The following is a 12,991-nucleotide window of genomic DNA, read 5'->3' on the forward strand; positions in this document are numbered from 1 at the left end:
GTGCGACGCGATGGCCCTCAGGTCGCCGGCGCCGGCGGGGGCCGTCAACGGACGGACCCGGCGGGTACGACTCGGTCGGCCGGTACGGTGAGCCGGGCCGCCTCGGTACAGACGTCGTCGGGCACGATCACCACCTCGAGATTCCCGTCCGAGGCCGCGAGCGCGAGGACGGCGGCGCCTTCCCCCTCGACGATCCGGGTCGCACAGGCCGCGCCGAGCTGCCGCGCGAACGACTCCCGGTCGTCGTCGTCCCCCTGCAGGACGCCGGCACTGGGGCGGGCGGCCAGCACGTCGGCCGCGGCACCTTCCGGTGGGTTCGCCGCCCACGCGAACACGACGAACGACATCCCGGCGAGCACGGACAACACCATGATCGAGGCCAGGGAGCCGCCTGCGCGGCCGCGGAGCTTCTGGTGGATGGCGAGATCGGTGGCATACCCGACCGCGGGGGCGAGGCGCCCGTCGCGCGCCTCCTCGAACGCCACCCGCTCCTTCGCCGCATCGACCTTCGAGCGCGCGGCCTGGCGCTTCCTCTCGGAGTCGGCCTCGAGCACCTCACGTTCGGCCGCGGTGAGGGCGCCGACGGCCTCGTAGTAAGCCTTCTGGACCTGCGCGTAGTCCTCCAGCATGGCCGCGAGGTTCGCGCGCCCCGCGGTGAGGAACGGCTCGTGGACCGCCTCGCGCGCGACCGCGCTCGTGGGGTCGGCCGCCATGGCGACGATGTCCGCGGCGAGGACGGTCTGCGGCAGCTGGATGCGGCTCAGGAGGAAGATCGCGACCAGCGCGGCCGCCAGGCCCACGACGATCGCGCCGATGGCGAGGTAGAGGCGCCCGGGCTCGGCGGCGGACAGGCGCCCGATGCCGGAGAGCGGGCTCGTCCCGACGAGGACCGTCGCCACCGCCGCGATGGCTGCGGCCATCCACTTCGCCGCATCGCGGATCCGACCGTTGGCGGCGGCGTACGGGCTGACGGGGGCCGCGGGAGTCTCGGCCGGTGGCTTCGGCGTCGCCGGCGAGCGCGCCGCCGTGGGACGGAACCAGGCGAGGACGGCCGTAAGACGGCGGATCACAGGAACTCGGCGTCGATCCCACGGGCCTCGCTGGCCTCGGTGATCGCGCGGACGGACGCCTCGCTGCCGGCTTCGAGGTCGAACTCGAGGTGGCCCGGCAGCTCCGACTGGGCATCGATCCATTCGACGACGTCGGCGGTGCCGGCCGCGGCGGGCACGTCGACGCGCTCGACGTCGTCGCCCACCCGGGAGCTGTGGATGCCCGACTTCCCGATGTGGCCCGGCCCCATGTGTGACGAGTTCATGCGCCCTCCCTCGCTCATGGGCACCGTTGCCCGGTGGTCATGCTCCTCCGGTCGTTCCGGCGGGCGCAAGACCTCCGACGATCTCGGTGGCCGCTCCCCGGACGCGCCCGGGTAACGTCGAAGGGTAGCGGTTACCCGGATGCGCCCGGGTAGCGTCGAAGGGTGACCGACGCACCCGCTCCCGCCCTCGAGGTCCATGCCTGGCTCGACGTCGCCTGCCCGTGGTGCTGGATCGCCAAGCGGCGGTTCGGGGCCGCCGTGACCGAGTACGGCGGCGCGGTGGAACTGACGTACCACTCCTTCGAGCTGGCTCCGGACCTGCCCGCGGACCACGTGGGCCAGCAGCTCGACCACCTCCGGCGTCAGTACCCCGGCCGCCCCGACCGTGAGATCGAGCGGATGATGCGCCTGGTCGCGAGCACCGGGGCGTCGCTCGGCCTGGTCTACGACTTCGACCGGGTCCGCCACACCAACACCTTCCGCGCCCACCAGCTGCTCCACCACGTCCGCGCGCAGGGGCGGCCGGACGCGGTGCTCGACGCCCTCTTCACGGCCTACTTCTCCCATGGCCAGGACGTGCGCGACCTCGACGTGCTCGCCGGCGTCGCCGCCGGGGCCGGTCTCGACCCGGCGGAGGCACGGGAGGCCGTGGCGTCGAGCCGGTACGCCGAACCCGTGCGCGCGGACCGGGAACTGGCCCGTACGTACGGGGTCGGGAAGATTCCCACCTACGTCATCGCCGGGCGGCCACCGATCCACGGCGCGCTGAAGACGCACATCTTCGTCGACGCGCTCCGCCGCGCGGCCGAGGAGCGGACCGGCGGCGGCCACTGATACGTACCGTCTCGGCTGGGGACCCCGCGCGCGGGGTCCCCACGCGCCGACGGCCCTTCGGCGTCGCTCGGTACGGGGCGCTCACCGGGGCCCTGCCCCTGTCCCTGCTGGGCACCGGGAGGTGGCTCGCCACCGTCGTCCGGCAGGCCATCGACCTCGGCGGTGGCCCGGTCCAGCTCTCGCACGTGGCGAGCACGGCGTCGTCGCCGCCCGGGCCCCGTATCCTGCTCGGCAGCACTGCGCGCACCGACCCATGGCGGGCCCTCGAGGCCGAACACCAAGAGCCTGCCTGCCGGCGGTACCCCACCCCCCGAACCGAACGGAACCGACATGGGCCTGCTCGACGGCAAGAAGCTCCTCGTCACCGGTGTCCTCACCGAGGGCTCCATCGCCTTCCACCTGGCGCGACTGGCGCAGGAGGAGGGGGCCGACGTCGTGCTGACCTCCTTCGGCCGGCAGTTCCGCCTCACGCAGACCATCGCCCGTCGCCTCCCGGTCGAGGCGCCCGTCATCCAGTTGGACGTGACCTCGGCGGAGGACCTCGAACGGCTCGCCGACCAGGTCCGCGAGTACGTCGGCCACCTCGACGGCGTCGTGCACTCCATCGGGTTCGCGCCCCAGTCGGTCCTGGGTGGCAACTTTCTCGCCGGGGACTGGCCGGACGTCGCCACGGCCCTGCACGTCTCCGCATACTCGCTCAAGGCGCTCGCGGTGGCGGCAGCACCACTGCTCGACAAGGGCTCCTCGATCGTGGGACTGACCTTCGACGGCCGCTACGCGTGGCCGGTGTACGACTGGATGGGAGTGGCCAAGGCCGCGCTCGAGTCGACCGCACGCTACCTGGCGCGCGACCTCGGCCCCCGCGGCATCCGCGTGAACCTCGTCTCGGCCGGCCCGGTCCGGACCACCGCTGCGCGATCCATCCCCGGCTTCGAGTCCATCGAGGCCGGCTGGGACGCCCGTGCACCCCTGGGCTGGGACGTCTCCGACCCGGAGCCCACCGCCCGGGCCGTCGCCGCCCTGCTCTCCGACTGGTTCCCGGCGACCACCGGCGAGGTTCTCCACGTCGACGGCGGCGTCCACGCGATGGGTGCCTGACCACCCCGACCCGGGACCTTGGTCCCAGGGTGAGGCGGTCGGACGTCGCACACACTCGGGGGACAGAAGTTACGGTTCCGTAGGTTTCGGGGGACGTCCGGTCATGACCACGATGCACACACCCTTCGCCGGCCCGCCCGGCGCCGTCACCCCCGACTTGCCGACCGTCATCCAGGGCGGGATGGGAGTGGCGGTCTCCTCCTGGCGCCTCGCACGCGCCGTCGCCCGGACCGGCCAGCTCGGGGTCGTCTCGGGCACGGCGCTGGACGTGGTGATCGCCCGCCGTCTCCAGGACGGGGACGCGGGCGGCCACATCCGCCGCGCACTCGACCACTTCCCCGTGCCGGCGATCGCCGAACGCATCCTCGGCCGGTACTTCCGGCCCGCCGGCCGGCCCGCGGGCCGGCCGTACGCGCCCGTCCCCAAGCTCAACATCCGGCCGAGCGCGAACGCGCTGGAACTTGCCGTCGCCGCGAACTTCGCCGAGGTGTGGCTGGCGAAGGAAGGCCACGACGGCCGGGTAGGGATCAACTTCCTCGAGAAGATCCAGCTGGCCACGCCATCCGCCGCCTATGGCGCGATGCTCGCCGGCGTCGACTACGTGCTCATGGGAGCCGGGATCCCCACCGAGATCCCGCGGCTGCTCGATACCCTCGCCCGGCACGAGCGAGGCTCGTTGAGCCTCCAGGTCGAGGGCGCCACCACGAAGTACCGGGTCGGCATCGACCCGCGCACACTCACCGGCACCGACCTCCCCCCCCTGCACCGGCCCCGGTTCCTCGCCATCATCTCGGCGCACATCCTCGCCACCCACCTCGCTCGCGAGGACGCGACCAGGCCGGACGGGTTCGTCGTCGAGGGTCCGACAGCCGGTGGGCACAACGCCCCACCGCGCGGTCGCCTGGTGCTCGACGACGACGGCCAGCCCGTCTTCGGCCCACGGGACGAAGCCGACCTGACCAAGATCGCCGCCGTCGGCCTGCCATTCTGGCTGGCCGGCGGCCGTTCGACCCCCGAGGACGTGCGCCACGCCCGCTCGGTCGGCGCCGCCGGGGTTCAGGTGGGCAGCCTGTTCGCCCTCTCCGCCGAGTCCGGACTCGCCCCTGACCTGCGGGAGGAGATGCTCACGGCGCTGGTCGAGGACCGTCTTGAGGTGCGCACCGACCCGCTCGCCTCGCCCACCGGGTTCCCGTTCAAGGTCGTCTCCCTCCCCGGCACGCTCTCCGACGACGCCGTCTACGCGGCGCGTCCTCGCCTGTGCGACGTCAGCCACCTGCGCACGCCGTTCGAACGTGCGCCCGGTTCGGTGGGCTACCGCTGCCCCGCGGAGCCCGTCGAGGTGTACGTGGAGAAGGGCGGGGACCCGGCCGACACCGTCGGACGCCAATGCCTGTGCAACGCACTGCTGGCCGACGTCGGCCTGGCGCAGACCCGGCGCGACGGCTACACGGAGGATGCGCTGCTCACCCTCGGTGCCGAGACCGCGGGCCTGACGAGGCTGCTGGCCAAGCATCCCGAGGGATGGAGCGCGCGGGACGTCGTGGAGCACCTGCTCGGCTGAACCTCGTGGGAGGCCCTCTCGCCTCTCGGGCGGCCGAACGCTCGCGCACGCGCACAGTTCGATCCGCCTCGCTCGACCGATTCGATCCGCCTCGCTCGACCGATGATTCGCTGCGCGACGGCGATCGCCTCACCGCCGAGCGTTCACGCCGCCGGGCCCGGGCGGCGGTCGGTGGGCGATCGGCGGTGGTTGTCGCGGCCCGTGCGCCACGTCGACGAGAACCATCGCCGAGGCCCCGTCTCCCTCACGGGCAGCGCGGGAGCACGTCGTCGACATCACCCACAGGGCTCGTCGACTCCTCAGCAGTTCCCACGGGGCTCGTTGCCCGGGCGGGGAGCCGACCGGCGGCCTGAGACGCGAGAGCGTGCGCTCAGGCCCGGCGCCGCCGCACCAGCTGCCACATGCCCGGCAGGCACAGGGCGGCGACGACGGCCTTGAGGGCGTCCCCGAGCAGGAACGGCACCACGCCGAGTGCGAGCGCGTCGGGCAGCGAGACCTGGAGGTACACCATCAGCCACGGCACCCCCAGGAGGTAGACGGTGGCGGTGGCGCCCACTGCGGCCGCGATCGTCGGCAGCGGGCGGCGGTCGCCGCCGCGGCGGGCCAGCATCCCCATGAGCATCGTGGCCGGGGCATAGCCCAGGATGTAGCCGAAGGACGCGAACGCCCAGCCGCTGCCGCCGTCGGCGAACACGGGCAGGCCGGCCACCCCCACGGCGAGCAGCAGGGCCACGCTCAGCGCCGCCCGGACCGGCCCGAGCACGGCGCCGACCATCAGCACCCCCAGCGTGCCGAGCGTGAGCGGCACGGGCGTGAAGGGCAGCGGGATCACGGCCTGTCCCACCAGGGCGACGATCGTGGCACCGCCGACGACGGCGGCGACGTCGCGCACCCGCCCGGCCGGCACGACGTCGAGCAGGGTCCGCTGTATGGCGATGGCTTCGACGGACATGGGTCTCCTTGGGTGAGGTGTCGAGGCGGTGTCGGGGCGGGATCAGGGAATCAACACGGCGGCCCGTCCACGACATAGGTCAGGGCATTCTCGTACATCCCGCGCTCGAAGGTACCCGGCGGGTACGCGCCGAGCACCACGCGGACGCGCAGCTCCGGCCGTACCCGCTCCGCCACACGCCCCCTCCCCGCAGCGATCGTCCCGGCACAGCGCGGCCGAACAGGTCCTAAAGTGCGGATCTGGGCTCAGAAGCGCACTTTAGGACCTGTTCGGCGGACGTGGTGATCGTCACGGCACAACGCGGCGGGACGGGGTGGTGGCGGGACGGGGTGGTGGGGGTTGTCGGCCGCGGCCTCCATGAGGGGACCGGGCACCGACGGGGGTCAGACGCGCACGCCCTCCAGGATGTCGCGCAGCTGCGCCACCGAGGTGGCCGACCGCAGCCGCTCGACCTGGGCCTGGTCGGTGAAGACGCCCGCGATCTTCTGGAGCAGCGCGAGGTGGTCGTCGCCCGCGCCGGCGATGCCGATCACGAACTCCGTCGGCTTGCCGTTCCAGTCGATGCCGCCCGGGTAGCGCACGAACGAGATCGCCGTCCGGTTGATCGCCGACCTGGCCGCGTTGGTGCCGTGCGGGATGGCTAGCCCGTTGCCCATGTGGGTCGAGACCGACGTCTCCCGCTCGTGCATCGCGTCGACATAGGACGGCTCGACCGCTCCGCCGGCGACGAGCAGCCGTCCGGCCTCGGTGATGGCCTCGTCACGGGTGGTCGCGGAGCCGTGGAGGACGACGGCGTCATCGGTGAGGACGCCGCTCGCGACGCCGTCGTCCTCGGCCGCCGCGCCCCCGGAACCCGCGCCGAGCATCTCGACGATCTCGTCGTAGCGCGGGCTGCCCATGAAGTTGTCGACCGAGACATGCACGGCCGAAGGCGTCCGCTGGCGGGCCCGCTCGGTGAGGTCCTGGTGCGTGACGACGAGGTCGTACGTGTCCGCCAGGTTGGCGATGGCCGCGTTGGTCACCTTCACGTCCGGGTGACCGGCCGCCCGGATCTTCTTGCGGAGCACCGAGGCACCCATCGCCGACGAACCCATGCCGGCGTCGCAGGCGAAGACGACGGTGCGGATCTCCTTGCCGGCGGTCCCGCCGAGCATCGAGGACGCGATGGACTTCTTGCCCTTCATCGCCTCCATGTCGGCCGTGGCCGCGGTGAGGTCACCCTCGTCGGTGGAGCGGTCGGTCCGCAGCAGGAACGCCGCCACCAGGAAGGACGCCGCGGCGGCACCGCCCATCGAGATGGTCACCCCGAGAATGTTGTCGCCGGCCACCTGGGCGTACACGGCGAACACCGAACCAGGTGCCGCCGGGGCCCGGAGGCCGACATCGAAGAGGACGTTCAGGAAGACGCCGGTCATGCCACCGGCGATCATCGCGATGATCAGCTTCGGCTTCATGAGGACGTACGGGAAGTAGATCTCGTGGATGCCGCCGAGGAAGTGGATGATCGCGGCGCCGGGGGCGGAGGCCTTAGCCATCCCGCGACCGAACAGCGAGAAGGCCAGCAGCAGGCCGAGACCCGGACCGGGGTTGGCCTCGAGCAGGAACAGCACCGACTTGCCCTGCTCGACCGCCTCGGCCGTGCCGAGCGGCGTGAGCACACCGGGGTTGATGGCGTTGTTGAGAAAGAGGATCTTGGCCGGCTCGATGACGAGCGAGGTCAGCGGCAACAGGCCGTTGTTGACCAGGGCGTCGACGCCGGAGCCGAGCAGGTCGCTGAGCCAGGTCACGATCGGGCTCATGATGAAGAAGCCGAAGACGGCCAGGATCCCGCCCCAGATGCCGGCAGCGAAGTTGTTGACCAGCATCTCGAAGCCGGGCTTGATCTTGCCGTCCCAGATCGCGTCGATGCGCTTCATGGTCCAGGCGCCGAGCGGGCCCATGATCATGGCGCCCATGAACATCGGGATGGAGGTCCCGGCGATGACCCCCATGGTCGCGATGGCGCCGACGACGCCGCCACGGGTGTCGTAGACCATCCGGCCGCCGGTGTAGCCGATCAGGATCGGCAGCAGGTAGGTGATCGTCGGGCCGACGATGCCGCCGCTGACGGAGTCGCCCCAGCCCCCGATCTCGGCGACCCAGCTGCCCGCCGAGGCGCCGATGCCGAGCTGGGGCAGCCAGCCGACCTCGATGAACAGAGCGGTGATGAGACCCCAGGCGATGAAGGCGCCGATGTTGGGCATCACCATGTTGGACAGGAACGTGCCGAACTTCTGGACTCGGACGCGCACGCCGGCGCGTGGTTCGGCTGTGGTGGTGGACATTCGTTTCCTCCCGAGGAGACGTCGTTGACCCCGATCACGTGTGTGAGACCTAGTAAACATCACACTCGGGCCGATTGCCAACCATTCGGGCAGGAATGTCTGCCCGGCTCTGTGGCTTTCGCCGTGCCGGAGCGTTACTGTGGCCGCATCCGTCAACCCGTTGGAAGGAACCACGATGAAGGCACTGCGCTTCTATGCCCCCGAAGATGTCCGGCTCGTCGACGTGCCCGAGCCCGACTGTGGGCCCGCAGAGGTCAAGATCAAGGTCAAGAACTGCTCGACGTGCGGTACCGACGTGAAGATCAAGAAGAACGGGCACGTCAACATCACCGGCGAGACCACGATGGGCCACGAGGTCGCCGGCGAGGTCGTCGAGGTCGGCGCGGAGGCGCTCGGGGGGTTCGCCGTCGGCGACCGCGTGCAGTGCATCGCGGCAGTCCCGTGCGGGCAGTGCCACGAGTGCCGCAAGGGGTGGATGGAAGTCTGCCAGAACCAGACCTCGGTGGGTTACCAGTACGACGGCGGGTTCGCCGAGTACATGATCGTGCCGGAGCAGGTGCTCAAGGTCGACGGTCTCAACCGCATCCCGGACAACGTCGGCTACGACGAGGCGTCCGCCGCCGAGCCGTTCGCCTGCGCCATCAACGCCCAGGAGCAGCTCGGCATCGAGGAGGGCGACTTCACCGTCATCTTCGGCGCCGGCCCGATCGGGTGCATGCACGTCCGCATCGCCCGCGGCGTCCACCAGGTCGGCACGATCGTGCTGGTGGATGTCAACGCCGAGCGGCTGAAGATGTCCGCCGACGCCGTCTCCCCCGACCACACCATCGACGCCTCGAAGGTGGACGTGGTGGAGGAGGTCATGAAGCTCACCGGGGGGCGCGGCGCCGACGTCATCATCACCGCTACCCCGGCCAACATCACCCAGGAGCAGGCCGTCGCGATGGCCGCCCGTCAGGGTCGGATCTCCTTCTTCGGCGGACTGCCCAAGACGGACCCGGTCATCACGCTCGACTCCAACCTGGTGCACTACCGTCAGCTGCACATCCACGGCGCCAACGGCTCCTCCCCGGACCACAACAAGCGGGCGCTGGAGTACATCTCCACCGGCCAGGTGCCGGTGAAGGACCTCATCACCCGACACGTCCCGCTGGCGGACGTCATGTCCGTCTTCGACATCGTCGCCAACGGCGAGGCGATCAAGGTGACCGTCGAGCCCTGAGCCCCGTCGGCGCGGTGCACCGGCTCGCGGGAGTCGGTGCACCGGTGCGTCCGGGGACGTCCGGCACCGACCGGGCCGGTGCGTCCGGGGAGGCTCGGCACCGACCGGTCCGGTTCGGACGCACCCGGGTCAGCGCAGCAGCGCCCGGACGGCGGCACGGCCGGCCAGCGGGTCGCTCGCGCCGAGCGCGGCCTCGGCCGCCGCCTCGCAGGCAGCCATCGAGACCTGGGCGAGCTGGGCGCCGACCGGGCGCACCGCCCGGGCTGCCATCGACAACGACGTCACGCCCATCCCGACGAGCGCGCACGCCAGCAGCGGGTCGGCCGCCGCCTCGCCGCACACCCCGACCGGCTTGCCCGCCCGCTTACCGGCCTCCGCGGTGATCGCGATGAGCTGGAGCACGGCCGGTTGCCAGGGATCGGTCAGGTGGGCGAGGTCGGTGGCCATCCGATCGGCCGCCATGGCGTACTGGGTGAGGTCGTTGGTGCCGATGGAGAGGAAGTCCACGACCTCGAGCATCCGGTGCGCCAGCAGCGCGGCGCTCGGGATCTCCACCATGACCCCGGGCTTGAGCCCGCGGCCGCGGACCTTGCCGGCGAAGTCGGCCGCCTCGGCGACGGTCGCGACCATCGGGGCCATGACCCAGGTCTCGGTGCCGGTCCGCTCCGCGGCGAGCGCGACGGCGTCGAGCTGGCGGTCCATCAGGCCCGGGTTCGCGAGGGCGAGGCGCAACCCGCGCACGCCCAGGGCGGGGTTCTCCTCGTTCGGCAGCGTCGCGAAGGCGATCGGCTTGTCAGAACCCGCGTCGAGGGTGCGGACGACGACATGCTGCCCCTGACCGAAGGCGCCGAGGACCGCGGCGTAGATCTCCGCCTGCTCCGCCACCGAGGGCTCGACGGCGGCGTCGAGGAAGCACAGCTCGGTGCGGAACAGCCCCACCCCCTGCACCGGCTCGCTGCTGGCCTGCACGGCGCTCGCACCGTCGGCGACGTTGGCCAGCAGCTCGACCGGGGTGCCGTCGGACGTCACTGCGGGGCCCGTCCACCGGGACAGCGCCTCGCGGGCCGCCCGGCTGGCCGCCACCCGCTCCTGGGCCCGGGCCGGGTCGACCCCCAGCTCGACCTCACCGGACTCGCCGTCGACGACGAGGAAGGTGCCCATGCCCACCTCGGTGATGCCGGCCGTGCCCACGACGCACGGGATCCCCAGCTGACGGGCGATGATCGCGGTGTGACTGGTGGCGCCGCCACGCTCGGTGACCAGGGCGGTGACGAGCTCGGGGTCGAGGCCCGAGGTGTCGCTGGGGGCGAGGTCCCTGGCGATCAGGATCGACGGCTGCGCCGGGGTGGGCACGCCGGGCTCGGGCTCGCCCACGAGGTGGGCCACCACCCGGAGCTCGATGTCCTCGAGGTCGGTGACCCGTTCGGCCATCAGGCCGCCCAGATTGGTGAAGACCGTGACGAACTGCTCGACGGCGGAGCCCACCGCGGCGACGAGCCCCTGACCGGCGCCGACGTTCTTGGCCACCGCACCGCGCAGCCCCGGGTCCCGCGCGAGGCCCGCACTGGCCTTCAGGACCTGGGCCGCCTGACCGGTGGCGCGGTCCCCCTTGCGCGAGAAGCTGTCGGCGACGGCGGCCACGGCGGCGTCGTACGCCGACATCGCTGCCTCGGCGTCGGCGAAGCCACCGTCGCCGAAGCGGGCGATCGCCTCGGGAGAGATCTCCCCGCGCACGAGCAGAGCGGGTCCGGCGGCGACTCCCGGGACGACCGGCGTCCCGCGGAGCACGGAGGAGGCAGTTGCGTTCATGACGTCACCTTAGATCAGTTCCACCTTGACACTCAACAAATACGGGGGTAAAACAACATAGACGCAGATGAGTGGTGGTCGCACCAGCACGTCGGCCCCGCCATCGGCCCAGCACGCCTCGACCAAGCGAAGGAGCGCCGGTGTACGCCGAGGAACGCCAGCATGCCATGGCCCGTAGGATCACCCAGCAGGGACGCTCTTCCGTGGCCGAGCTCGCGGAGGAGTTCTCGGTGACCACCGAGACCGTCCGGCGCGACCTCTCGGCGCTCGAGCGGGTCGGCCACATCCGGCGGGTCCACGGCGGCGCCGTCCCCACGAGCTCGGTGGCCGTCATCGAGCCCGGACTCAGCGAGCGAGACCTCGCGAACACCGCAGCCAAGGACCAGATCGCCGCCGCCGCGATCGCGCTGCTCCCGCCGCCCGGCTCGACCATCGTCATCGATGCCGGGTCCACCACGGTCCGGCTCGCCGCCCTGCTCCCCCACGACCACCGGCTGACCGTGGTCACCCACGCCGTCCCGATCGCCGCCCGGCTGGCGGGCCTGCCCCACATCGACCTGTTCCTGCTTCCCGGCCGGGTGCGCCGCACGACCCAGGCCGCCGTCGGGGCGGAGACCGTCGCCGCGCTCGCCGATCTCCGCGCCGACATGGCGTTCCTCGCCACCAACGGCCTGAGCACCGCGTACGGGCTGACCACCCCCGACCGCGAGGAGGCCGCGGTCAAGCGCGCCATCACCGCGGTCGGGCGACGCACGCTGGTGCTGGCCGACTCCAGCAAGATCGGGGTCGAGTCGTCGCTCCGCTTCGCCGCGACCAGCGACATCGACGTGCTGGTCACCGATGCCGGCATCACGACCAAGGACCGCACGGCCCTCGAGGACGCCGGCGTGGAGGTGGTCGTCGCATGATCGTCACCCTCACGCCGAACCCGAGCATCGACCGCACCGTCACCCTCGCCGGCAGGCTGGCCCGCGGCCAGGTGCAGCGCGTCGAATCGGTCACCTCGCAGGGCGGCGGCAAGGGGGTCAACATCTCGCGCGCCTGCGTCAGCGCCGGTCAGCCGACCGTCGCGGTGCTCCCGGCAGCCGTGGACGACCCGTTCGTTGCCGAACTGGCCGCCGCCGGCATCGACTGCCGCCCCGTGCCCCCGGCCGGTGAGATCCGTGTCAATCTCACCATCACCGAGCCCGACGGCACCACCACCAAGCTCAACTCACCCGGCGCAACGGTCGAGCAGTCCCACCTCGCCGCGATGACCGACGCACTGCTGGCGACCGCGGGCTCGGCGGACTGGGTGGTGCTCGCGGGCTCGCTCCCGCCGGGCGCCCCGCCCGCGTTCTACGCCGACGTCGTGCGACGCCTGCGGGGCACTGGTGCGCGGATCGCCGTCGACACGAGCGAGGCGCCGCTGCGTGCGCTGGTCGACGCCCTGCCCGGCGTCGCCCCCGACCTGATGAAGCCGAACGGCGATGAGCTCGCCTCCCTCACGGGCGAGGACGCCGCCGCACTCGAGGCGGACCCGGCACGGGCCGCAACCGCCGCCCGGGGCCTGGTGGACCGCGGCGTGCGGGCGGTGCTCGCGACGCTGGGCGGCAACGGTGCCGTGCTCGTCACCGGCGAGGGCGCCTGGCACGCCACTCCCCCACCCACCGCCGTGCTGAGCACGGTCGGCGCGGGCGACTCCAGCCTGTTCGGCTACATCCTGGGCGACGTCCGTGGACTCCCACCCGCCGAGCGGCTGACCCTCGCGGTCGCCTACGGCAGCGCGGCCGCCGGGCTGGTTGGCACCACGATCCCCCAGCCGTCGGACCTGCGAACCGAGCTCGTCATCGTGACCGCCCTCGAGCTCACCGCATGACCGCCGACACCGCCGCCT

The 12,991-nt window shown here is 72.2% G+C and carries 12 protein-coding genes; 6 read left to right on the forward strand and 6 right to left on the reverse strand.

Features of this window, described 5'->3' with window-relative positions:
• Nucleotides 1-44: 44 nt before the first annotated feature.
• Nucleotides 45-1,070 (reverse strand): hypothetical protein, encoded by a 1,026-nt coding sequence (locus tag ACYC1Z_RS11080; protein WP_461409586.1) that lies wholly within the window; start codon nucleotides 1,068-1,070, stop codon nucleotides 45-47.
• Nucleotides 1,067-1,315, reverse strand: a complete 249-nt coding sequence (locus tag ACYC1Z_RS11085) for a hypothetical protein (protein ID WP_461409587.1) — start codon at nucleotides 1,313-1,315, stop codon at nucleotides 1,067-1,069. The genes ACYC1Z_RS11080 and ACYC1Z_RS11085 overlap by 4 nt, the downstream gene beginning before the upstream one ends.
• Nucleotides 1,316-1,477: 162 nt before the next feature.
• On the opposite strand from ACYC1Z_RS11085, the gene ACYC1Z_RS11090 reads away from it, so the two are divergent.
• The 3 genes from ACYC1Z_RS11090 (at nucleotide 1,478) to ACYC1Z_RS11100 (ending at nucleotide 4,808) form a co-directional block, all read left to right on the forward strand.
• Nucleotides 1,478-2,149, forward strand: coding sequence for a DsbA family oxidoreductase (locus ACYC1Z_RS11090; RefSeq protein WP_461409588.1), 672 nt, complete (start codon nucleotides 1,478-1,480; stop codon nucleotides 2,147-2,149).
• A 330-nt stretch (nucleotides 2,150-2,479) separates the two neighbouring features.
• Nucleotides 2,480-3,247: an enoyl-ACP reductase FabI gene (fabI, locus tag ACYC1Z_RS11095; protein ID WP_461409589.1), complete on the forward strand. Its 768-nt coding sequence runs from the start codon at nucleotides 2,480-2,482 to the stop codon at nucleotides 3,245-3,247.
• 103 nt (nucleotides 3,248-3,350) lie between these two features.
• Nucleotides 3,351-4,808 carry a nitronate monooxygenase gene (locus ACYC1Z_RS11100; protein ID WP_461409590.1) on the forward strand — a complete coding sequence of 486 codons (1,458 nt, stop codon included), beginning with the start codon at nucleotides 3,351-3,353 and terminating at the stop codon, nucleotides 4,806-4,808.
• A 370-nt stretch (nucleotides 4,809-5,178) separates the two neighbouring features.
• Here ACYC1Z_RS11100 and ACYC1Z_RS11105 read toward each other — a convergent pair whose 3' ends face one another.
• The 3 genes from ACYC1Z_RS11105 to ACYC1Z_RS11115 form a co-directional block, all read right to left on the reverse strand.
• A complete protein-coding gene (locus ACYC1Z_RS11105) occupies nucleotides 5,179-5,760 on the reverse strand; it encodes a biotin transporter BioY (protein ID WP_461409591.1) in 582 nt (193 codons plus the stop codon).
• 50 nt (nucleotides 5,761-5,810) lie between these two features.
• Nucleotides 5,811-5,936 (reverse strand): hypothetical protein, encoded by a 126-nt coding sequence (locus ACYC1Z_RS11110; RefSeq protein ID WP_461409592.1) that lies wholly within the window; start codon nucleotides 5,934-5,936, stop codon nucleotides 5,811-5,813.
• Between the two features lie 207 nt (nucleotides 5,937-6,143).
• Nucleotides 6,144-8,084, reverse strand: coding sequence for a PTS mannitol transporter subunit IICBA (locus ACYC1Z_RS11115; RefSeq protein WP_461409593.1), 1,941 nt, complete (start codon nucleotides 8,082-8,084; stop codon nucleotides 6,144-6,146).
• A gap of 175 nt (nucleotides 8,085-8,259) precedes the next feature.
• Between ACYC1Z_RS11115 and ACYC1Z_RS11120 the strand changes: the two genes are divergently transcribed.
• Entirely contained in the window at nucleotides 8,260-9,306 is a 1,047-nt protein-coding gene (locus ACYC1Z_RS11120) for a zinc-dependent dehydrogenase (protein WP_461409594.1), read from the forward strand.
• 129 nt (nucleotides 9,307-9,435) lie between these two features.
• Here the strand turns inward: ACYC1Z_RS11120 and ptsP are convergent, their stop codons facing one another.
• The gene (ptsP, locus tag ACYC1Z_RS11125; protein WP_461409595.1) at nucleotides 9,436-11,115 is read right to left on the reverse strand and encodes a phosphoenolpyruvate--protein phosphotransferase; all 1,680 of its coding nucleotides are present in this window, start codon (nucleotides 11,113-11,115) and stop codon (nucleotides 9,436-9,438) included.
• 140 nt (nucleotides 11,116-11,255) lie between these two features.
• Here ptsP and ACYC1Z_RS11130 point away from each other — a divergent pair, with 140 nt between their 5' ends.
• Both ACYC1Z_RS11130 and ACYC1Z_RS11135 read left to right on the forward strand, forming a co-directional pair.
• Nucleotides 11,256-12,023, forward strand: a complete 768-nt coding sequence (locus ACYC1Z_RS11130; protein ID WP_461409596.1) for a DeoR/GlpR family DNA-binding transcription regulator — start codon at nucleotides 11,256-11,258, stop codon at nucleotides 12,021-12,023.
• Nucleotides 12,020-12,973, forward strand: coding sequence for a 1-phosphofructokinase family hexose kinase (locus ACYC1Z_RS11135; protein ID WP_461409597.1), 954 nt, complete (start codon nucleotides 12,020-12,022; stop codon nucleotides 12,971-12,973). The genes ACYC1Z_RS11130 and ACYC1Z_RS11135 overlap by 4 nt, the downstream gene beginning before the upstream one ends.
• Nucleotides 12,974-12,991 lie beyond the last annotated feature (18 nt).

The sequence above is a fragment of the Georgenia sp. genome, from assembly GCF_054605595.1.

Bases quoted from the DNA above. Each gene is read 5' to 3' on its own strand.
- ACYC1Z_RS11085 (WP_461409587.1), bottom strand. From the start codon at position 1,315: ATGAACTCGTCACACATGGGGCCGGGCCACATCGGGAAGTCGGGCATC.
- fabI (WP_461409589.1), top strand. From the start codon at position 2,480: ATGGGCCTGCTCGACGGCAAGAAGCTCCTCGTCACCGGTGTCCTCACC.
- ACYC1Z_RS11100 (WP_461409590.1), top strand. From the start codon at position 3,351: ATGACCACGATGCACACACCCTTCGCCGGCCCGCCCGGCGCCGTCACC.
- ACYC1Z_RS11105 (WP_461409591.1), bottom strand. From the start codon at position 5,760: ATGTCCGTCGAAGCCATCGCCATACAGCGGACCCTGCTCGACGTCGTG.
- ACYC1Z_RS11115 (WP_461409593.1), bottom strand. From the start codon at position 8,084: ATGTCCACCACCACAGCCGAACCACGCGCCGGCGTGCGCGTCCGAGTC.
- ACYC1Z_RS11120 (WP_461409594.1), top strand. From the start codon at position 8,260: ATGAAGGCACTGCGCTTCTATGCCCCCGAAGATGTCCGGCTCGTCGAC.
- ptsP (WP_461409595.1), bottom strand. From the start codon at position 11,115: ATGAACGCAACTGCCTCCTCCGTGCTCCGCGGGACGCCGGTCGTCCCG.
- ACYC1Z_RS11135 (WP_461409597.1), top strand. From the start codon at position 12,020: ATGATCGTCACCCTCACGCCGAACCCGAGCATCGACCGCACCGTCACC.